This window comes from Trabulsiella odontotermitis (assembly GCF_001188485.1).
Taxonomy (GTDB): Bacteria; Pseudomonadota; Gammaproteobacteria; order Enterobacterales; family Enterobacteriaceae; genus Trabulsiella; species Trabulsiella odontotermitis_A.
Genome location: NZ_JNGH01000101.1, coordinates 46,085 through 66,443, shown reverse-complemented (window position 1 = coordinate 66,443; position 20,359 = coordinate 46,085). Strand labels below are relative to the sequence as shown.

The 20,359-nt window shown below is 50.7% G+C and carries 15 protein-coding genes and 6 pseudogenes; 13 read left to right on the top strand and 8 right to left on the bottom strand.

The features are described 5' to 3' along the window. The first annotated feature begins 24 nt into the window (after positions 1-24). The 4 genes from GM30_RS15155 to fdhE all read left to right on the top strand — a co-directional run bounded on the left by GM30_RS15155 (position 25) and on the right by fdhE (position 4,602). A complete protein-coding gene (locus GM30_RS15155) occupies positions 25-1,368 on the top strand; it encodes a vWA domain-containing protein (RefSeq protein WP_080993446.1) in 1,344 nt (447 codons plus the stop codon). An 817-nt stretch (positions 1,369-2,185) separates the two neighbouring features. Further along, positions 2,186-2,839: a sensor histidine kinase gene (locus GM30_RS27335; RefSeq protein ID WP_238582656.1), complete on the top strand. Its 654-nt coding sequence runs from the start codon at positions 2,186-2,188 to the stop codon at positions 2,837-2,839. Between the two features lie 4 nt (positions 2,840-2,843). Then, positions 2,844-3,530, top strand: a complete 687-nt coding sequence (locus GM30_RS15145; protein ID WP_049849287.1) for a response regulator transcription factor — start codon at positions 2,844-2,846, stop codon at positions 3,528-3,530. Positions 3,531-3,672: 142 nt separating this feature from the next. Beyond that, positions 3,673-4,602: a formate dehydrogenase accessory protein FdhE gene (fdhE, locus tag GM30_RS15140; RefSeq protein WP_049849286.1), complete on the top strand. Its 930-nt coding sequence runs from the start codon at positions 3,673-3,675 to the stop codon at positions 4,600-4,602. Positions 4,603-4,640: 38 nt separating this feature from the next. On the opposite strand, the gene GM30_RS15135 is transcribed toward fdhE, so the two are convergent. The 6 genes from GM30_RS15135 to yihX form a co-directional block, all read right to left on the bottom strand. Beyond that, the gene (locus tag GM30_RS15135) at positions 4,641-5,015 is read right to left on the bottom strand and encodes a type II toxin-antitoxin system VapC family toxin (RefSeq protein ID WP_049849451.1); all 375 of its coding nucleotides are present in this window, start codon (positions 5,013-5,015) and stop codon (positions 4,641-4,643) included. Further along, entirely contained in the window at positions 5,015-5,257 is a 243-nt protein-coding gene (locus tag GM30_RS15130; protein WP_049849285.1) for a ribbon-helix-helix domain-containing protein, read from the bottom strand. Before GM30_RS15130 ends, GM30_RS15135 begins: the two co-directional genes overlap by 1 nt. A 122-nt stretch (positions 5,258-5,379) precedes the next feature. After that, on the bottom strand, positions 5,380-6,321 hold the full coding sequence (gene fabY, locus GM30_RS15125; RefSeq protein ID WP_049849284.1) for a fatty acid biosynthesis protein FabY: 942 nt from the start codon (positions 6,319-6,321) through the stop codon (positions 5,380-5,382). A 44-nt stretch (positions 6,322-6,365) separates the two neighbouring features. Then, positions 6,366-6,803: a D-aminoacyl-tRNA deacylase gene (gene dtd, locus GM30_RS15120; protein ID WP_049849283.1), complete on the bottom strand. Its 438-nt coding sequence runs from the start codon at positions 6,801-6,803 to the stop codon at positions 6,366-6,368. After that, positions 6,800-7,672: a virulence factor BrkB family protein gene (locus GM30_RS15115; RefSeq protein WP_049849282.1), complete on the bottom strand. Its 873-nt coding sequence runs from the start codon at positions 7,670-7,672 to the stop codon at positions 6,800-6,802. The genes dtd and GM30_RS15115 overlap by 4 nt, the downstream gene beginning before the upstream one ends. Then, positions 7,666-8,265 carry a glucose-1-phosphatase gene (gene yihX / locus GM30_RS15110; RefSeq protein ID WP_049849281.1) on the bottom strand — a complete coding sequence of 200 codons (600 nt, stop codon included), beginning with the start codon at positions 8,263-8,265 and terminating at the stop codon, positions 7,666-7,668. The genes GM30_RS15115 and yihX overlap by 7 nt, the downstream gene beginning before the upstream one ends. Positions 8,266-9,090: 825 nt before the next feature. On the opposite strand from yihX, the gene GM30_RS15105 reads away from it, so the two are divergent. From GM30_RS15105 to GM30_RS27320, 8 genes and pseudogenes are all read left to right on the top strand, one after another. Continuing rightward, a complete protein-coding gene (locus GM30_RS15105; RefSeq protein WP_049849280.1) occupies positions 9,091-9,708 on the top strand; it encodes a helix-turn-helix transcriptional regulator in 618 nt (205 codons plus the stop codon). Positions 9,709-10,360: 652 nt separating this feature from the next. Then, positions 10,361-11,560, top strand: a pseudogene (locus GM30_RS15100) (intestinal colonization autotransporter adhesin MisL); the annotation flags it as partial. A 226-nt stretch (positions 11,561-11,786) separates the two neighbouring features. Further along, positions 11,787-12,178 (top strand): annotated as a pseudogene (locus GM30_RS25630) (lysine decarboxylation/transport transcriptional activator CadC); the annotation flags it as partial. 365 nt (positions 12,179-12,543) lie between these two features. Beyond that, positions 12,544-12,712 (top strand): annotated as a pseudogene (gene cadB, locus GM30_RS26260) (cadaverine/lysine antiporter); the annotation flags it as partial. After that, positions 12,694-12,891 (top strand): annotated as a pseudogene (locus GM30_RS26255) (lysine decarboxylation/transport transcriptional activator CadC); the annotation flags it as partial. The pseudogenes cadB (GM30_RS26260) and GM30_RS26255, both read left to right, overlap by 19 nt. Positions 12,892-13,241: 350 nt before the next feature. Next, on the top strand, positions 13,242-15,158 hold the full coding sequence (gene cadB / locus GM30_RS28235; protein ID WP_072094131.1) for a cadaverine/lysine antiporter: 1,917 nt from the start codon (positions 13,242-13,244) through the stop codon (positions 15,156-15,158). 79 nt (positions 15,159-15,237) lie between these two features. Then, positions 15,238-15,366, top strand: a pseudogene (locus tag GM30_RS28015) (hypothetical protein); the annotation flags it as partial. Positions 15,367-15,522: 156 nt separating this feature from the next. Further along, on the top strand, positions 15,523-17,982 hold the full coding sequence (locus tag GM30_RS27320) for a lysine decarboxylase CadA (RefSeq protein ID WP_049849275.1): 2,460 nt from the start codon (positions 15,523-15,525) through the stop codon (positions 17,980-17,982). Positions 17,983-18,006: 24 nt separating this feature from the next. Here GM30_RS27320 and GM30_RS27315 read toward each other — a convergent pair. Continuing rightward, a pseudogene (locus GM30_RS27315) lies at positions 18,007-18,352 on the bottom strand (transposase); the annotation flags it as partial. Positions 18,353-18,752: 400 nt separating this feature from the next. Continuing rightward, positions 18,753-19,184: a hypothetical protein gene (locus GM30_RS28230; protein ID WP_049849274.1), complete on the bottom strand. Its 432-nt coding sequence runs from the start codon at positions 19,182-19,184 to the stop codon at positions 18,753-18,755. Here GM30_RS28230 and GM30_RS26870 point away from each other — a divergent pair. Beyond that, complete coding sequence (locus GM30_RS26870; protein ID WP_202967010.1) at positions 19,093-19,566, top strand: transposase; 474 nt, start codon at positions 19,093-19,095, stop codon at positions 19,564-19,566. The two genes, GM30_RS28230 and GM30_RS26870, sit on opposite strands and share 92 nt — an antisense overlap. Positions 19,567-20,359 lie beyond the last annotated feature (793 nt).

Sequence of the window (20,359 nt, the reverse complement as noted above, 5' to 3'; positions counted from 1 at the left end):
ATTCTTTTGACAAGGAGACGTATCGTGAATCTCAAACATCTCTTCACCTCCCTGGCGCTGGGTTTGCTGGTCATGACGACGGGCGCAAACGCGCAGGAATCCGCTCAGAAAGTGGCGATCAAATCGGAACTGGCCTCCCCGGTGGTGCTGGAAAACACGCAGGACAAAAACTACCTGAAAGTGTCGCTGGTCGGGTTCCCGCTTAACGTCAGCAAACGCAGCCCTATCAACCTTGCGCTGGTTATTGACCGTTCCGGCTCAATGGGTGGCGATCGTATCGAACAAGCCAAAGAAGCCGCCGTGATGGCGGTGAATACCCTCAGCAGCCAGGATACGCTGTCGGTAGTCATTTATGACGATGTGGTGGACGTCATCGTACCGCCCGCCAACGTCGGCAATAAACAGACGCTGATTAGCCAAATCCGCGAACGGGTGACCGCACGCGGCGGTACCGCCCTGTTCGCAGGCGTCAGTCGCGGTATTAAAGAAGCCAGCCAGTACCTGAAAAAAGAGCAGGTGAACCGCATTATTCTGCTTTCAGACGGCCAGGCGAACGTCGGGCCGTCATCAACCGGTGAACTGGCAGAACTGGGTAAAATCGCCGCCCGCAAAGGGATTGCCATCACGACGATGGGCATTGGCGATGGTTACAATGAAGATCTGATGGCGGCGATTGCGCAGTACAGCGACGGCAACCACGTTTTCGTGCAGAACACGAGCGATCTGGAAAAGGCCTTCGCCCATGAGTTTGGCGATGTGATGTCCGTCGTCGCGCAGGATGTGGTCGTCGAAATTAAAGTAGCCGATAACGTTAAACCGCTGCGCCTGCTGGGCCGCGAAGGCGAGATCCGCGGCGATACGGTAACCGTGAAGCTAAACCAGCTGTACGCGAATCAGGAAAAATACGTCATGCTGGAAGTGTTGCCGGCAAAAGGTAGTGCCGCGCAACGCAAGCCGCTGGCCGACGTGAACGTCAGCTATGACAACCTGGCCACAAAACAGAAAGACCGCTGGGACGAAAAACTGGCGATGCGCTATACCGCCTCAGCCAGTGAAGTTCAAAAAGAGCAGGTGGAAGACGTCGTCGTGGATTCAGCGATTCAGAAATCAGCGATTGAGAACGAGCGCGCGTTAGAACTGATCGACGAAGGTAAAATGGAAGAGGCGAAAGCGGTGCTGCGTGAGAGCTCCGATGCGCTGAATTCCCTGCCGGTCAGCGCGCCAGCCGCGAAAATGAAAGCGCAGGCCAGCGCGCAGGAAAATCTCCAGGTGCTGGAAAAACTGGAAACCGAAAGCAAAGAAGTGTCTCGTAAATCGCTGAAAGAACAGAATTACAAGACCAAAAACCAGTCGTCGAAAGCGAACTGATCCACAAGGAGTGCCTGGATGCTCAGAAGCAAGCTGATCTATCTCATCGCCACCGTGATGTTTTTTATCCTGCTTGCTTATCTGGGCATCCGTACGCTGGAACATGAAGTGCTGCTGCGCCACTACCAGACGCAGACCCTGGCCGAAGCCGAAACCGCCCGCGTCGCGGCAGGTATTGAAAGCATCCTGCAACAAAAAGCCTCGCGTCTGCATGCCATCAGCGATTTTATCGACCCTGACGATGCCTCTGCCCTTCAGGCACTTACCGATCAGGACAGCGACATCAACGCCGTGTTTACCCTGCGGAAAAACCAGCTCCTCTACCCCGATGAACGCCAGCCACTGAGTATTGATGAACGGGACTGGGTGCGCCAGCTCACGCCGCTGGTGAACGATCCCAGCCAGTTGACCAGCCATATCCCCCATGCCGAGCAGGAAACGCCACAGGCCGGGTGGTTTATCACCAATGAAACCCAGCAGCCGCTCCTGATTTACTGGCGGCAGAAAAACAACGTCATCATCGGTTTTCGCCTTTCCTATGTGCAGTTGATGATGGATATCGCCAACAGCGTTCAGGCAAGCGCCGCAGAAAACGACCCGGTAGTGCGGGTAACCGAGAACGGGCGCCAGCTTTATCAGAACCATGCGGCTCAGTGGCAATCGTTAACCGAACTGGATTCCCGCACGCTGGAATACCCGCTCACAACCTGGCAAATCAGCGTTTACGGCGTAAAGGCGCCGCTTTATCACGTCTGGCTGTGGGGCAGNTCCCCTGGGGCGGGAATATCCCCGCGCCGCCCGCCAGGCGCGCCAGCAGGTGGATTTTGTCAGCCAGGTATCGCACGAACTGAAAACGCCGCTTACCAACATTACGCTCTACGCCGAATTGTTGCGCGAGGGGCTGGACGATGAGCAAACGCACGAGCAACGTTATCTGGACGTCATTACCCAGGAAGGGCAGCGGTTGTCACGGCTTATCCAGAACATCCTGACCTTTACCCGTGCGCCCAAAACGCATCTGCAGACGGTGGACATCCCGCGCCTGATTGCGGAGATCGCCCATATCTTTACCCCGGCATTTCAGGCGAAGGGGATGGCGATCGCGGTAACCTGCCCGCCAGGTATCACGTTACACACCGATCGCGACGCGATTACGCAAATTGTTAGCAATTTCTTGAGTAATGCAGAAAAGTACGCCGTACAGGGGCAACGCGTCGACATCATCGTACAGGCGCTGCCCGGCAACATTGAGATTGCCGTTCGCGATTACGGCCCGGGCATTGCGGAAAAAGAGATGAAAATGATTTTTCGCCCGTTCTACCGGGTGAAATCGTCGATTACCGAAGGCGTGTCGGGTACCGGTATCGGGCTGACCATCGCCTCGCAGCTGGCGCAGCGCCTGCAGGGGGAGATCCGTGTTACTGCGGAAAACCCCGGCGTTCGTTTTACCCTGACCCTGCCGCAAGGATGAGAAGATGAAGATACTGATTGCGGAAGATGACGCCCATATTCGCCAGGGGCTGGTGGATGCGCTATCGCGTGAAGGTTATACGATGGTTGCCGCCCCGGACGGTCGGGTGGCGCTGGAATGCTATCATCGCGACAAGCCGGACTTTGTTCTGCTGGACATCATGATGCCGGAAATGGACGGTTACTCGGTGTGCCGGGAGATCCGCCGTCACAACGAACATATCCCGATTGTGTTTCTTTCTGCCAAAGATGAAGAGATCGACCGCGTTGTCGGGCTGGAACTGGGCGCCGATGATTACATCAGCAAACCGTTTGGCATTCACGAACTGCGGGCGCGGATCAAAACCATCGCCCGCCGTTGCCTGAGCCATAACGCCACGCAACCCAACATCAGCTTTCCGTTTGGTGATTTAACGGTCTACCCCAACGAGCTTTGCGCCTGGCGCGGCGAGCAAAAACTGGAGCTGACGCTGCGGGAAGTCAACATTTTGAGCTGCCTGCAACGGCATAAGAATCAGGTGGTAACGCGCGACATGCTGTTTGACGCCGCCTGGGGATACGATTATTTACCAAACAGTCGCACGCTGGATCAACATATTTCCCGGTTACGCAAAGTCATTGAAGTGGATGCTAATCACCCGCAGCTAATCCGAACGGTGCATGGTCTGGGATACCGTTATCAGGTATCGTGAGCACGCATTGAGATGCATTGGGTATCTCCTGCCGACCGATTGCGGTTATCATTATGACATTCACCTGGCCAGGCCTACGTTCCCTGGCTTGCCATATCACCAGGCGGATTTCGCGAATTCGCCGAAACCAGGAAGTGACTGAATGAGCATTCGCATCATCCCGCAAGATGAGCTGGAGAAGAGCGAGAAACGCACCGCGGAAGCAATTCCGCCTTTATTATTCCCCAGACTGAAAAATCTGTATAACCGCCGTGCGGAGCGTCTGCGCGAGCTGGCGGAAAATAACCCGTTGGGTGATTTCCTGCGCTTTGCGGCGCTCATCGCCCACGCCCAGGAAGTGGTGCTTTACGATCACCCGCTGCAAATGGATTTAACCGCGCGGATCAAAGAAGCCGCGGCCCAGGGCAAGCCGCCGCTGGATATCCATGTTCTGCCGCGCGATAAACACTGGCACACGCTGCTGCACTCGATGATTGCCGAGCTGAAGCCGGAGATGAGCGGTCAGGCGCTGGCAGTGATTGAAAACCTGGAAAAAGCGTCTGAGCAGGAGCTGGAGCAGATGGCGAGCGCGCTGTTTGCTTCTGACTTTGCCGCCGTGAGCAGCGACAAAGCCCCGTTTATCTGGGCCGCGCTGTCGCTCTACTGGGCGCAGATGGCCAGCCTGATCCCCGGTAAAGCGCGCGCAGAGTATGGCGAAGCACGCCAGTATTGCCCGGTCTGCGGTTCGATGCCGGTTTCCAGCATGGTGCAAATCGGCACCACGCAGGGACTGCGCTATCTTCACTGCAACCTGTGTGAAACCGAATGGCACGTGGTACGCGTGAAATGCAGCAATTGCGAACAGAGCCGCGAGCTGCATTACTGGTCGCTGGATAACGAGCAAGCGGCGGTGAAAGCGGAAAGCTGCGGTGACTGCGGGACGTACCTGAAGATCCTGTATCAGGAAAAAGACCCGAATGTCGAAGCGGTTGCGGACGATCTCGCCTCGCTGGTGCTGGACGCGCGTATGGAGCAGGAAGGCTTTGCCCGCAGCTCCATCAACCCGTTCCTGTTCCCGGGCGAAGGGGAATAACCGCCACTGACTTTGCCGGGCAGCGCATCGTTGCCCGGTTAAAGCAGATAAGGGGTCACAACGCCGGGGATACCGGCAAAATCTTTCGTATTACGGGTGACCAGACTGCGCTTGTACACCTGTGCAGTGGCAAGGATCAGCGCATCAGGCAATCGCATCCCGTAAGCGCGGCGTAGTTCAATACTGTTGGCGGCAATATCGCGGTTGATATCAATAATCTCAAACAATTCCAGCACCGCTTTGGTTCTGGCCTCATCGCCATATTTTGGCACACCCACCATTACCTCAATCCACGTGATCAGGCTAATCGCACGTTGTGAGGGATACGCCTCCAGTGCGGCTATTGCCGCCTGACGACCGCTGAACAAATCAATCAAAATGTTAGTATCAAAGAGTGCTGGCCCGGACATGATTACCATTCCTCACGCAGCTTTCTCTCATACTCCAGGCCATCAACAGCGCCATCACCCCATAGCCCCAGCGCATCGCTCAGCGCGGTTCGGTTTTGCCTTTCAAGATATTGTTCCACCGCTTCCCGAAGTAATTCTGCCCGCGGCAGTTTGCGTTGCTGCTTCAGATCGTCGAGACGCTTAATAACATCATCAGAGAGATCAAGAAGAATTCTGCCCATATCCCTTCCCGCAACCATGCTCATATATCACTCCAGTATATCATCTGTGTTTAATTTTCAGACAAGATACGGAGTGAAAAATGTGAAAGGAAGCATTCTGCGCGAGAAAGTTCACTTCTGCGAGGCGCTTTCCAGAATTCTGTGGATCACTCTTCCTCGTTACCGCCCTCTTCCAGCGGCCCAAAGGGTTTGGCGGGCAGCACGATGTAAATCCCTTCAAAAACAGCGCCGAGTTTGTCGTCACCGTACATTTCCACTTGCAGCTGCACGCGTGCTTTACGTCCACGCGCCAGGCGATCGAGATCGCCGCTGAGCGAACCGAGATCGGCAATCGACATCGGGCGGCCGCTAATCGGCTGGCTGTAACGAATATGCGCATCGGCCAGGATGATCGTCCCGCCAAGGTGGCGTTCGCGCAGCATCAGCCAGATAAGCCCCCAGCCCGTCAGCGTGGCGAGGGAAAACAGACTGCCGGCAAACAGCGTGTGGTGCGGATTCTGATTACCGGTTTCCGGCATGGTGGTGATAAATTTCTGCCCGGTGTACTGCTGAATGCGCACGCCCATCTTTTCGCTGAGCGGGATGTGTTGATACCACGCCTGCTGTAGCTGCCCGCACCAGTCGCCGCGATGGAGAATGTCGTCCAGCGTGGCGACGGGTTTGATCATCAAAAAGTGGCGAACCGGCGTGGTTTGCGGCGTGGTGATTTCGCCCTGGTTCACAAAACCGAGCTTGGCGAAAAACTCGACGGCATCTTCCCTCGCGCTACAGGTCACGCGCTTGACGCCTTCCTGGCGGGCAACCGATTCCAGCGTCATCGCCATCAACGTGCCCAGGCCTTTATCCTGTACAGAAGGGTGTACAGCCATAAAGCGGATAGACGCTTCGTTATCGGCATTGATGTAAACGCGCCCGACAGCGACCAGATTTCCGTCTTCATCAACCACCATCTGGTGATGCGCCATCGCATCCCAGGCGTCGCGTTCTGAGCCTTTCGGCTGATGCAGCGGCTTACGCAGCATTTCCCAGCGGAACTGGTAGTAGCTTTCTAATTCTTCTTCTGTTTGCGGTACACGAAGGTGATACATAGCGGCACTCTCTTTAGCGGCCCGCGACCAGCCTGGAAGCTGGCTCATATCTGTAACCAGAACGTCACGGGACCATCGTTGACCAGCGAAACCTGCATATCCGCAGCGAATCGCCCGGTTTGCGTATTCATCTCTTGCTGGCGACAGCGCGCCACAAAATACTCATACAGGGCTTCTGCGCGCTCCGGTGAGGCGCCTCTGGAGAAGCCTGGACGCATCCCGCGTTCTGTATCGGCGGCCAGCGTAAACTGTGAAACCACCAGCACGCTGCCTCCCGCCTGTTGTACGTTCAAATTCATTTTGCCGTCCGCATCGCTGAAGATGCGGTATCCCAGAACGCGTTCACATAAGCGATTCGCTTTCTGTTCGTCGTCTTCTTTTTCGACACCTAACAGGACTAAAAGTCCTGGGCCGATTTCACCCGTCACTTCATCCTCCACGGTGACGCTGGCACGGGTTACGCGTTGAATTAATGCGATCATGGTTCTTCTGCTTCTTGTTGTTCTGCGGCTAATTTAAGTTTGCGGTACTCACCGAGAGTGACAGTAATTTCTGCCCCAAGCAAGACGATACACCAGGTCCAGTACACCCAGACAAAGAGAATCGGCACGACGGCCAGCACGCCATAAATCAGCTGATACGAGGGAAACATGGTGATGTAGAGGGCAAATCCTTTCTTGCCAAGCTCAAACAAAACAGCGGCGACGAAAGCGCCTGCGATGGCGTCACGATTGGGGACGCGGGTAGTCGGCACCACGCTGTAGAGCAGCCAGAACGCGAGCCACGAGAGAATCAACGGGAAAATGCGCAGAACGTCGTCGATCACGGTATTAAGATCGCTTGCCCAGCGTAGCGACAGCAAATAGGAACTGATGGCCAGACTGGCGCCAGCCAGCAACGGGCCGAGCGTTAAGATCATCCAGTAAATGGCGAATGAATAGACCCGTGGGCGCACCCGTGTGCTGCGCCAGATAACGTTGAGGGCGCTGTCGATGGAATACATCAACAGCAAAGAAGTGACAATTAAGCCACAGGCGCCCACCGCCGTCATTTTGCTGGAGTTGGCCACGAACTGTTCGATATAGCGCTGAATGACATCGCCGGTCGTCGGCATGAAATTGGTAAAAATGAAATGGCGCAGCTGTACGCTGACGTCGGAGAACATTGGAAACGCCGCGAACAACGCGAAAACCACCGCGACCAGCGGCACCAGCGACAGCAAAGACACATAGGCGAGATTACCCGCCAGCGTGGTCATATTATCTTCATCAATACGGTGCCAGAGCAGCCTGAGCCATGCGGTCAGCGGCCCCATTCGTGCTTTGGCTTTTTGATGAACGGTTTTTAACATAACTGCTTCGCGAAGTAGTGCGGGATCGTCTCTTTGCCAGTAACCAGAATGGTCGTGATCCCCAGTTGGTCGGCCCCTTTTATATTATCGGCGTTATCGTCAAAGAAGACCGCATCAGCGGCAGCGTAACCTTCCAGCTCCAGCACTTTCTGATAGATCCGCGCTTCGGGTTTGCGCATCCCCATTTCCTGGGAGAGATAGATGTGGTCAGCCGCCTGGCGCACTTCCGGATATTCATCCGGCCAGAACGTAGTATGCAGGCGGTTGGTGTTAGACAGCACCACCACCCGATGCCCCTGCTCGCGCAGTTTATGCATAATCTCGATAACGTCTGAACGTAGCGCGACAAAGATCGCCTGCCAGCCATGAGAGAACTGCTCATAGCTGAGCGGCAGCTCCATCTCGAGGCACAGCTTTTCGGCAAACTCCTCATCACTGATTTCACCGCGTTCGTGCTGGTGAAATGTCTCACCCATCGTGAATTTCTGCTTTATTGTTGCCAGCGGAACACGCGTGAAATCGCTCCAGGCCCCCATAACACGGTTAAAGTCGATATCGACAATCACGTTTCCTAAATCAAAGATATAGAGCATTTTTGTCTCCTTTCACGCCGTGGAAGCTTAACTGTAGCGGGAAAGAGTGGGTTTGACTATGCACCATTCGGTATTAAGACCCGGACTTTTACCCGCCGTTTTCTCCGACGATAATCCTCAGATGGGTGAATAACACTAAACGTTGCGCGAGTTCTCGCGATACCCGTCTGTTTAGTAGAACTGATTGTTCAACGTTTTGTTGTCTCGGTTCAGCACAAAAAAACGATGCAACAATATCTGGTACCCACATAATTATGTGAAAGAAATGTATATACGAAGAATTGAATAAACATTGTTGTTACATTGAAATTCATATGACCATTTAAGATCGGTGCTTATATTATCAACTTTCCTCGATTTAAGAAATTCATAAAATCACTATAAATACAATGAGTTAGATGTGAAATGCGTTATTTAAAATTTATTTCATGTTTAATAATAAGAATTCATTACAGCTTTTTATTTTTTAAATTTATATTGATTCCCGACACAGAGATGACCGGTTTCAGAACATGATGTATGTCTCAGTCCTGTCGGTATCTCCGGTATTAGTTTTAGCAATAAGTGCTATTGTAAGATTTATCCTAAATAGGGTATTTATGTATAAAATTCCTGGATGTGAGATAAAAATTCCGGCAATCAAGACACGTAATAACCTATTAAAACATAGTATACCGCTTCATATTTAAGAAGTGGCATAGGATTATCTTTCTCTAGTGATTGCAATCCGTAATTAACCATCGTGCGAATAACATGTATCTGGATTGACACATTTATTTGCCAATGAAATATTTGAAACCTAAGAAACGACAGGAGTCACTTTGAATGATGAAAAATTCGAATCAAACTGTTCGCTGTATTAGTTGTGAATTGTCCTGTCAATTATATCCCGATAATACAGTTCGATCACATTATTGCAGCAACGCAACGTTCTCTATTTGGCCTGAGGGCAATAACTTCCTGAAGTCGGGTGTGATTGGTAAATTATTGCTTGAGAATCAAAATCATTTATCCAGTGGTTTTATTTTCGTCGACTTCTCGTTTCCTAATCTGCGCTATTTCGCCGATCAGGAGTGGGTTGACCAGCTGGCAGAGACAGGGATGCATATTGTCATTATTGCTGATAAAAGCCTGATGCCGCTCGCGAACTACTGGCTGACGAAGAGCAATAAGATCCAGGGGATAATCTACGCTGACGATGACGAGTTCATTCAGCAGCAAAAGATTCGTCGACTGTTTACAGGACGACTGGCAAACACCAAGCGTGGGCGTACGCTCAACTTCGCAGAGTTCACCCTGCTTAAACGGTTTATGTCAGGCGCAAGCATCCAACAGATCATCAGGATTGATAACATCGATGTGAAGAAGGTGTATGTCCATAAACTTCGTCTCGAGCAAAAGCTGGGGCACAGCATCCATAAAATCATCTCTCATGTTCTGTAGCGGCTTTGTAGCCACATGCCTTGAGAAACGGAGAAGGTCTGTACTGGCGACGATAGCGCGATAAGTGAGAATTTACTTAGCGCTATCCGCCAGAGAGATTTAGCATTTGGTGCTATGTTAAGTTTTATTTACCAAAATAATTTTATAAACAATACTCCAGGGTTCTGCAATAAATTCTTATTCATTGTGGTGCATTGCGAGAAAAAACAAATGTATATCTTCATCTGACCAGAAAAATATAAGACTTTATATCAGTGTGAATATTTGGTTTCAATATGCATATTGGAAATATTTTTTAAGCATATTGACACATTTCGTAACCGATGAAATATTGCGCTTAAGGAATCTAAGTAAACTACTTATGTTGGTTTACACGGGTTTTTATAACGGTTATCTGACCAGAGTGAGATTTATTCCGAAAGTTATTCAATGAAAACTGTCGTGTGATATTAATCCACTGATTTACTTAACATAATAATTGTTCTTTTTACGCGGGTTATTACTACCTGTGGGTATGAGTATTTGCCTAAGGAACCAGGATATCAAATTCATCGTATTACGTTTATTCAATTCGATTATTGCTCATTAGCACTTGTAACGTCGCATCTTTTCGATGCGGTTAACACCTTACATCGGAAGGCTAGAGGTAATTATGCCGTATCCTAAGAAATATTCTCAAATCGCTGTTGCTGTATCAGCGGCGCTGGCGTCTATGGTATTTACCGCGCAAGCGTCATATATCAATTTTGACAGTTTACCGGCTACAGGGCTGGTAACCGATTTACCTGCTGAGATTCAGGCGCTGATTCCGGCAGGTGCGAACACGTCGTTTGCAAAAAACACATCGACTCCTAACTATGTCTATAAATGGGACACCGGCTCGATTCCAGTTTATGGCAACGGTCTGACGCTGAATGGCCCGGGGATGGAAGCTTTTGAACACACCGTCATGGTGCTTCAGAACTCTGCGACCGGCAGTCCGGGGGTGATTTTTGGTGATGATTTGACCATCAAAACACAATCAAAAGTTGCTGCTAACGCGGGTAAAGACGTTGATGGCATCCGTTCCCACGGTAACAACACGCCTAACAACCCGATGTTCGTCATTACCGGCGATCGCACTACAATTCTTGTAGACGGATACTCCGGCGACGGTATCAACGCAGGCTACAACTCATACAACATTATTTCTGGTGGATATGGCTCAGCCAATATCTACGTGGGTAACGAGTTGTATATCAAGACGAGCGGTTACGAAGGTCGTGGTATCTCCGTCAACGCTGTGAGAAATTCCAGCTCGGTGAAAAACCAGGTCATCGTTGGCGATCTCGCACACATTGTGACCACCGGCGATCGTGCAGAAGGTATCCGTACAGGCCAGAACGGTTCTTACGTTCAGCTGGGCGACAAAGCCACTATTGAAACGTCAGGAAGTACCGCACACGCTGTTTATGCTGGCTCATCTTCGAAGATCGACATTGGCAATGAAGCCACGTTTAAAACATCTGGTGATGGGGCAAACGCTGTTGAAGCATATTCATCTTCAACGCTCAACGTTGGTGATGATGCAACAATCACAATAGAAGGTCCGAACAGTTCAGCAGTGTATGCATACAGTGCAGCTACCGCTTCGATTGGCGATAACGCAACGTTGTCCGTGGATGGCGCCAGCTCTCATGGGGTCTATGCATACTACAATAATGCCACGGTGAACGTCGGCGATAATGTCGATATCACCGTGAACGGCACAACGAAATCTTCCGCTTATGGCGCCAAGACCCCATCGGGGTTATATGCCATTACTCGCGGCAAGATTAACCTCGCGGGCGGCGCAGCGATCACCATGACTGGCACCAATAGCGATCAAGTCTATGCCATGAACGCGGAAGGTGGCGGGGTGATTGACGCCTCAACCGGGGGCCGCTTTACCATCGACGGCGATATTCTGGCAAATGGCGGCGTTGCCGCCAGTGGCTCCACACCGGCACAAATCAGTACCATCACGCTGAATATGTTGGATGGCTCGGTGTGGGACGGTGCTTCTTATATTCAGACCGTCACCGCCGGGACCGGGGCNNCGTTACTTCATTACTAACGGCAACCAACTGACCATCCAGAACGATCTGCTCACCAGCCTCTCCGAAGCGCTGAAACAGCCGTGGCCGGAAAAAATGCAGGAGATGCTCAAANGAGGTCACCGCGCAATCGCCGGAATTTACCTACGCGTATGCCGAAAAAGTGCTGGTGGATGTATTACGGCATTCACAACAGCCGCTGGATGGNNAATTATGTGTTGCTCGGCAAAGTGTATGAAATGAAAGGTGCCAACCGTCAGGCGGCGGATGCCTATCTCACCGCCTTTAATTTACGACCTGGTGAAAACACCTTGTACTGGATTGAAAACGGTGTATTCCAGACTTCTGTAACCCGCGTTGTTCCGTATCTCGACAATTTCCTCTCTTCAGAATAAGTAAACTCTCATCATGCCGCGTTTTATGGGCATGATGAGGTTAATTTTATGTATATCAACAATACTCAGGTTGTTACTAAAATTCACTGCTTTCAGACCCCGCAACAACAGCTTTATAACACCTCTGGTTGCTCTCAACATGCTGTAAAACAACGATGTTTATCTTTTTTTGATGTCAACTTGTCTTGTTGATGTGTTAACGCAAAAAGCTCAAGATGTCATTTGTCTGATGTTTGTTATTAATTCATTTAATCCTTAGGACTTATCCCATAAGAATCTTTAATCTTGCTGGCAGTCGGTCGGATCAATAAACAGTTTGCATCATGGTCCGCACCTCCAAAGTAAAGCTCAGGAGAAAAAGAAACATGAGTTCTGCCAAGAAGATCGGGCTATTTGCCTGTACCGGCGTGGTCGCTGGTAATATGATGGGGAGCGGGATCGCATTATTACCTGCGAACCTCGCTAGCATTGGTGGTATTGCTATTTGGGGCTGGGTTATCTCTATTATTGGTGCAATGTCTCTGGCAAATTATGTGTTGCTCGGCAAAGTGTATGAAATGAAAGGTGCCAACCGTCAGGCGGCGGATGCCTATCTTACCGCCTTTAATTTACGACCTGGTGAAAACACCTTGTACTGGATTGAAAACGGTGTATTCCAGACCTCTGTAACCCGCGTTGTTCCGTATCTCAACAATTTCCTCTCCTCAGAATAAGTAAACTCTCATCATGTCACTAACTATTGATATGATGAGGTTAATTTTATGTCTATCAACAATATTCTGTTTGTTACTACAATTTACTATCTTCAGGCTCCGCCACAAATGGCTTTCTAAACTCTTTACAATGCCATTATTAGTGATGATTTTTTTTGATATAAGCTTATCTTGTTGATTTTTTTGATGCAGAGTATCAATATGTCATTTTTTTGTTGTTTTTTATTTTTTTATTTTAACATTATGACTTGTCTTGTGTAGAAGCATTATTCTAATTAGCAGTCGGTCGGATCAATAGAGTTTGTATCATGGTCCGCACCTCCAAAGTAAATCTCAGGAGAAAAAGAAACATGAGTTCTGCCAAGAAGATCGGGCTATTTGCCTGTACCGGTGTGGTTACCGGTAATATGATGGGGAGCGGGATCGCATTATTACCTGCGAACCTCGCTAGCATTGGTGGTATTGCTGTTTGGGGATGGATTATATCCACTATTGGTGCCATGTCTCTGGCGTATGTTTATGCGCGACTGGCCACCAAAAACCCGCAACAGGGTGGTCCAATTGCTTATGCAGGGGAAATATCTCCGGCATTCGGTTTCCAGACCGGCGTTCTTTATTATCATGCAAACTGGATTGGTAACCTTGCCATCGGTATTACCGCAGTATCTTATCTCTCTACGTTCTTCCCGATTTTAAATAACCCGGTTCCGGCAGGGATCGCCTGTATCGCCATCGTGTGGATTTTCACCTTCGTGAATATGCTCGGCGGGACCTGGGTCAGCCGCCTGACCACGATCGGTCTGGTGCTGGTGTTGATTCCGGTGGTGATGACGGCGGTTGTCGGCTGGCACTGGTTTGATATGGCAACCTATCAGGCAAACTGGAACACTTCACAGACCACTGACAGCCACGCGGTAGTAAAAAGTATTCTGCTCTGCCTGTGGGCGTTCATCGGTGTTGAATCCGCAGCCGTCAGTACCGGTATGGTGAACAACCCGAAACGTACGGTGCCGCTGGCAACCATGCTCGGCACGGCAATGGCCGGTATCGTCTACATCGCCGCAACGCAGGTTCTGGTAGGGATGTACCCGGCATCACAAATGGCCGCGTCCGGTGCGCCGTTCGCCATCAGTGCGTCAACCATTCTGGGCGGCTGGGCTGCACCGATGGTTTCCGCCTTCACCGCGTTCGCCTGCCTGACGTCTCTGGGCTCCTGGATGATGCTGGTCGGTCAGGCGGGTATGCGTGCCGCTAACGATGGCAACTTCCCGAAAGTGTATGGCGAAGTCGACAGCAACGGTATTCCGAAAAAAGGCCTGCTGCTGGCAGCCGTGAAAATGACCTGTATCGCCATCGTGTGGATTTTCACCTTCGTGAATATGCTCGGCGGGACCTGGGTCAGCCGCCTGACTACTACTGGTCTGGTGCTGGTGCTGATCCCGGTGGTGATGACCGCAGTTGTCGGCTGGCACTGGTTTGATATGACAACCTATCAGGCAAACTGGAACACTTCACAGACCACTGACAGCCACGCGGTAGTGAAAAGTATTCTGCTCTGCCTGTGGGCGTTCATCGGTGTAGAATCCGCAGCCGTCAGTACCGGTATGGTGAATAACCCGAAACGTACGGTGCCGCTGGCAACCATGCTCGGCACCGTGTTGGCAGGTATCGTCTACATCGCCGCAACGCAGGTTCTGGTAGGGATGTACCCGGCATCACAAATGGCCGCGTCCGGAGCGCCGTTCGCCATCAGTGCGTCAACCATTCTGGGCGGCTGGGCTGCACCGATGGTTTCCGTCTTCACCGCGTTCGCCTGCCTGACGTCTCTGGGCTCCTGGATGATGCTGGTCGGTCAGGCCGGTCAGCGTGCTGCTAACGATGGCCACTTCCCGAAAGTGTATGGTGAACTAGACAGCAACGGTATCCCGAAAAAAGGCCTGCTGCTGGCAGCCGTGAAAATGACTAAAGCGTCTGACCTGTTCGGTGAGCTGACCGGTATTGCGGTTCTGCTGACCATGCTGCCTTACTTCTACTCTTGCGTTGACCTGATTCGTCTCGACGGTATTAACCTCCGTAACCTCGCAAGCCTGGTGTGCTCCATCCTCGGTTGTGGCTTCTGCTTTATTGCACTGATGGGCGCAGGCTCCTTTGAACTCACCGGCACCTTTATCATCAGCCTGATTATCCTGATGTTCTACGGCCGCAAAATGTCCCAACGTCAGCAAAACAAAGTCGTTACCGAAACACAGACCGCTGACGCGCATTAATTCTTAACCCTTTCTCTGTGCCCCTCCTTACCCTGTCACGCCGTGACGGGAGGGGCCTTCTACACCTGGAGATACGAGTATGAACGTTATCGCAATCATGAATCACATGGGTGTCTACTTTAAAGAAGAACCTATCCGTGAGCTGCATCGCGCCCTGGAACGCCTGGACTTCCGCATTGTTTACCCTAACGACCGCGAAGATATCCTGATGTTCTACGGCCGCAAAATGTCCCAACGTCAGCAAAACAAAGTCGTTACCGAAACACAGACTTCTGATGCACATTAATTCTTAACCCTTTCTCTGTGCCCCTCCTTACCTGTCACGCCGTGACGGGAGGGGCCTTCTATACCTGGAGATACGAGTATGAACGTTATCGCAATCATGAATCACATGAATGACTATTTTAAAGCGGAACCTGTCCGTGAGCTGCATCGCGCTCTGGAACGCCTGGACTTCCGCATTGTTTACCCTAACGACCGCAAAGACTTACTGAAACTTATCGAAAACAATGCGCAGCTGTGCGGTGTGATTTTCGACTGGGATAAATACAACCTCGAACTGTGTGAAGAAATCAGCGAAATGAATGAGTACATGCCGCTGTACGCCTTCGCGAATACCTATTCCACACTCGACGTTAGCCTCAATGACCTTCGTATGCAGGTGCGTTTCTTTGAATATGCGCTGGGCGCTGCCGAAGATATCGCAGCGAAAATCAAACAGAACACCGATGAATACATCGACGCGATCCTGCCGCCGCTGACCAAAGCGCTGTTCAAATACGTTCGTGAAGGCAAATATACTTTCTGTACCCCTGGCCACATGGGCGGTACCGCATTCCAGAAGAGCCCGGTAGGCAGCATCTTCTATGATTTCTTTGGTCCGAACACCATGAAGTCAGACATCTCCATTTCCGTGTCTGAACTGGGTTCGCTGCTCGACCACAGCGGTCCGCACAAAGAAGCGGAAGAGTACATTGCTCGCGTGTTCAACGCAGAACGCAGCTACATGGTGACCAACGGGACCTCAACGGCGAACAAAATCGTCGGGATGTATTCCGCACCGGCCGGCAGCACCGTGCTGATTGACCGTAACTGCCACAAATCGCTGACTCATCTGATGATGATGAGCGATATCACACCGATTTATTTCCGTCCGACCCGTAACGCCTACGGCATCCTCGGCGGTATCCCGCAGAGCGAATTCCAGCATGCGACTATCGCCAAACGCGTAAAAGAAACGCCGAACGCGACCTGGCCGGTACACGCCGTTATCACCAACTCTTTCCGTCCGACCCGTAACGCCTACGGCATCCTCGGCGGTATCCCGCAGAGCGAATTCCAGCATGCGACCATCGCCAAACGCGTAAAAGAAACGCCGAACGCGACCTGGCCGGTGCACGCCGTTATCACCAATTCCACCTATGACGGCCTGCTGTACAACACCGATTTCATCAAGAAAACGCTGGATGTGAAATCCATCCACTTTGACTCCGCCTGGGTGCCTTACACCAACTTCTCACCGATTTACGAAGGCAAATGCGGCATGAGCGGTGGTCGTGTGGAAGGGAAAGTGATTTACGAAACCCAGTCCACGCACAAACTGCTGGCGGCGTTCTCTCAGGCTTCCATGATCCACGTGAAAGGTGACGTTAACGAAGAAACCTTCAACGAAGCCTACATGATGCACACCACCACCTCTCCGCATTACGGCATCGTGGCTTCCACCGAAACCGCTGCGGCGATGATGAAAGGCAATGCCGGTAAGCGCATGATCAGCGGTTCCATTCAGCGTGCGATCAAGTTCCGTAAAGAGATCAAACGCCTGAAAGGGGAATCCGATGGCTGGTTCTTCGACGTCTGGCAGCCGGAACATATCGATTCACCGGAATGCTGGCCGCAGGCTTCCATGATCCACGTGAAAGGTGACGTTAACGAAGAAACCTTCAACGAAGCCTACATGATGCATCAGCGTGCGATCAAGTTCCGTAAAGAGATCAAACGCCTGAAAGGGGAATCCGATGGCTGGTTCTTCGATGTATGGCAGCCGGAACATATCGATTCACCGGAATGTTGGCCACTGCGTTCTGACAGTGCATGGCACGGTTTCAAAAACATCGATAACGAGCACATGTACCTCGACCCGATCAAAGTCACCATTCTGACCCCGGGGATGAAGAAAGACGGTACCATGGACGAGTTCGGTATTCCGGCCAGCATCGTGGCGAAATACCTCGACGAGCACGGCATCATTGTTGAGAAAACCGGTCCGTACAACCTGCTGTTCCTGTTCAGCATCGGTATCGATAAAACCAAAGCGTTGAGCCTGCTGCGCGCGCTGACCGACTTCAAACGCGCGTTCGACCTGAACCTGCGTGTGAAAAACATGCTGCCGTCGCTGTACCGTGAAGATCCGGAATTCTACGAAAACATGCGTATTCAGGATCTGGCGCAGAACATTCACAAACTGGTTGAGCATCACAACCTGCCGGATCTGATGTTCCGCGCATTCGAAGTGCTCCCGGCGATGGTCATGACCCCGTACAAAGCGTTCCAGAAAGAGCTGCACAGCGAAGTGGAAGAGGTGTACCTCGAAGAGATGGTGGGTCGCGTCAACGCCAACATGATCCTGCCGTATCCTCCGGGAGTACCGCTGGTCATGCCGGGTGAGATGATCACCGAAGAAAGCCGTCCGGTACTGGAGTTCCTGCAGATGCTGTGCGAAATCGGCGCTCACTACCCGGGCTTCGAAACCGATATCCACGGTGCCTATCGCCAGGCTGACGGTCGTTACACCGTTAAAGTGCTGAAAGAAAACACCAAGTAATTGATGTGACGGAGGGAAGTGGCTTGCCACTTCCCTCTGCAGCACATCACGATCTTTCTCCAGGGCAGGTTTTTTATTTTTACGCATAGTGCTGGTAAGCACTGTTGCTGATAATTTCATCTTTCCATTTATACAATACTGTACGGCTGGCACCAATGCTTCTGGCTATTTCACTGGCTGATACTTGTCGGGAACAAAGCGCCATGGCAGCTTGGGCTTTCTGCTCTGGTCCATAGGGGATATTTTGATTTAGATTGTTGGTAAAAATATGCTGTCTTTCAGGTTAAAGTTTATTAACCCATCGTGAGAGCAGATTCCTGTTGGAATATCCCAGAGCTCGGCAAGCAAAGACCGGGCAACAACTATGGTTTTAAGCTAGGAATAAAAAAGGTTCATCGCAGTAAGCGTGAACCAATAGACAACAGCAGTCAGAACGTATAGGTTTGTATTCGCCAGCCCCCCTGAACCGTCAAAACCACCGTTACCATGAATGCTAACCTGACTTCTCTTTTCTGGAAAGGGTTCAGAGTCTCTTCCTAAACTGAAATTACCTTCGATACACTACTCATTCACCTTCAGCCTCTGACTTCCCGACCACCACGCTGTCGTGGAAGCAACTGCAGCACTCCGCATATTCACGATACTTCCCTGTGACATGTCAGAGAGCGTGAACGACTCAACTGGCCGGTCTGGCTGGATATGCCTGTTTGCCGTCTGCTCTGTCCATCCTGTGGCATCATGACTGAAAAACTCGACTGGCTGCCTGAGCGTCAGCAATACACCGTCACCCTGTCGGTGTGGATTGAATCACTCGTCCGAATTGCCGGCGACTGCTGTGGGAGGTTCGTGAGCTGCAACGGCACGGTCTGTGCCGCCCGATGATGAATGAGTTTGCCTTGGTTAAAGGACATCATTAGACCGCAGTCGTAGCGGATGCCTATACACAACAGGTACTGTGGGTTGGGGAAGGGCGTAACAGAGCCGCCTTCCGTCCCTTTTTTAGCTGGCTGGGGCCAGAGGGATGTACAGCCATCGAATCCGTTGCCATGGATATGAACACTGCGTTCGATCTGGAGGTCAGGAAACACTGTCCTTAGGCGCAGGTGGTCTATGATCTGTTCCATGCGGTCGCAAAGTTCGGACGAGAGGTCATTGACTGCGTCAGGGTCGATCATACGCAGTCGCTGGTTGTTGCTGCGCATTCAGGAAAACCTGCCGGCAGGACATGACGTCAGGCTGTCAGAGTTGCTGGAAGCGAATCATCCGTTTAATACCGTCTATGTGATGGAAACAGCCCTGAAAGCGCGGTGGTATGTGCCAAATGAACAGGAAGCGAACCAGCGTGGGGCTGAATGGTACAGACAATCACAGGAAAGTGACATAAAGGCGCTGAAGCAGTTCGCTGAAAAACTAAAGGGGTATATAGGCGGGATAATAGCCAGTGCGACGCACAGATTGAATATCAGCATACTGGAAAGGATGAACAACAAGATCAAGATGATAAAGAGAAGGATATATGGATACCGGGATAACGACTACTTCTTCCTGAAAATCAAAAAAGCGTTCCCCGGTAAAGCGCGATGAACCATAAAAAAGCCGCCTGATAGTGACCAAGGGATTCAATAAAATGAATGTCGTTACTCAGGAAAGACACAGAGTATAACTGTGACATTTACAAAATCAAGGTAGTAAATACAACAGAATGTGGTGCCGGGTGCCTCCCGGTGAACAGAAAAACTGACAATTTCTGTCCGCTAATTCTAAGGTTATTTCGTCAGTAATGCTCTGCCGCTTAGGAGAATTCACCACAATTTATTATAGGTGTATACAATTGCAGTATCCATGGATATATGTGAGTAATGATTTACATTTAGCGTCTAAATGTAAATTACATATATATATTCTTATTTCTCATTGTGGGGCTGAGTAAGTGGAAAATTATATATGTGTCATAAAAATGAAAATATTATATTTTGATCTTTAAAATGTGGTTGACGTCTGGGTACGTCAGAATATAAAACATAAATCAAAGAACTCCTTTTGTTTGCTGAGTTAGACTGGTTTTGGTCAATAATGCCTGTGAGATAAATATATTGTGGGGGTGGCAAAGCTAGTGGAGTAAAACCACCGTGATTTCGCCATTGTTAACGGGAGATAGACTCCAACAATGGAGTAAAGCGTAATGACAGAATACGGATTTTGTTACGATCATTACCGTCACGTAGGATGTAAGTTGTGGCTATCCATCCTCCGAAGGGATAACTGGAAACATGGAGGCCTGATAAAATCTCTATGGAAAGTTTTTGCATTTAACAACACCATGGTTTCCTATTTGGTTCAGGGATGGCTCAACGGGGGGCTTGAGCCCGTCAATCTC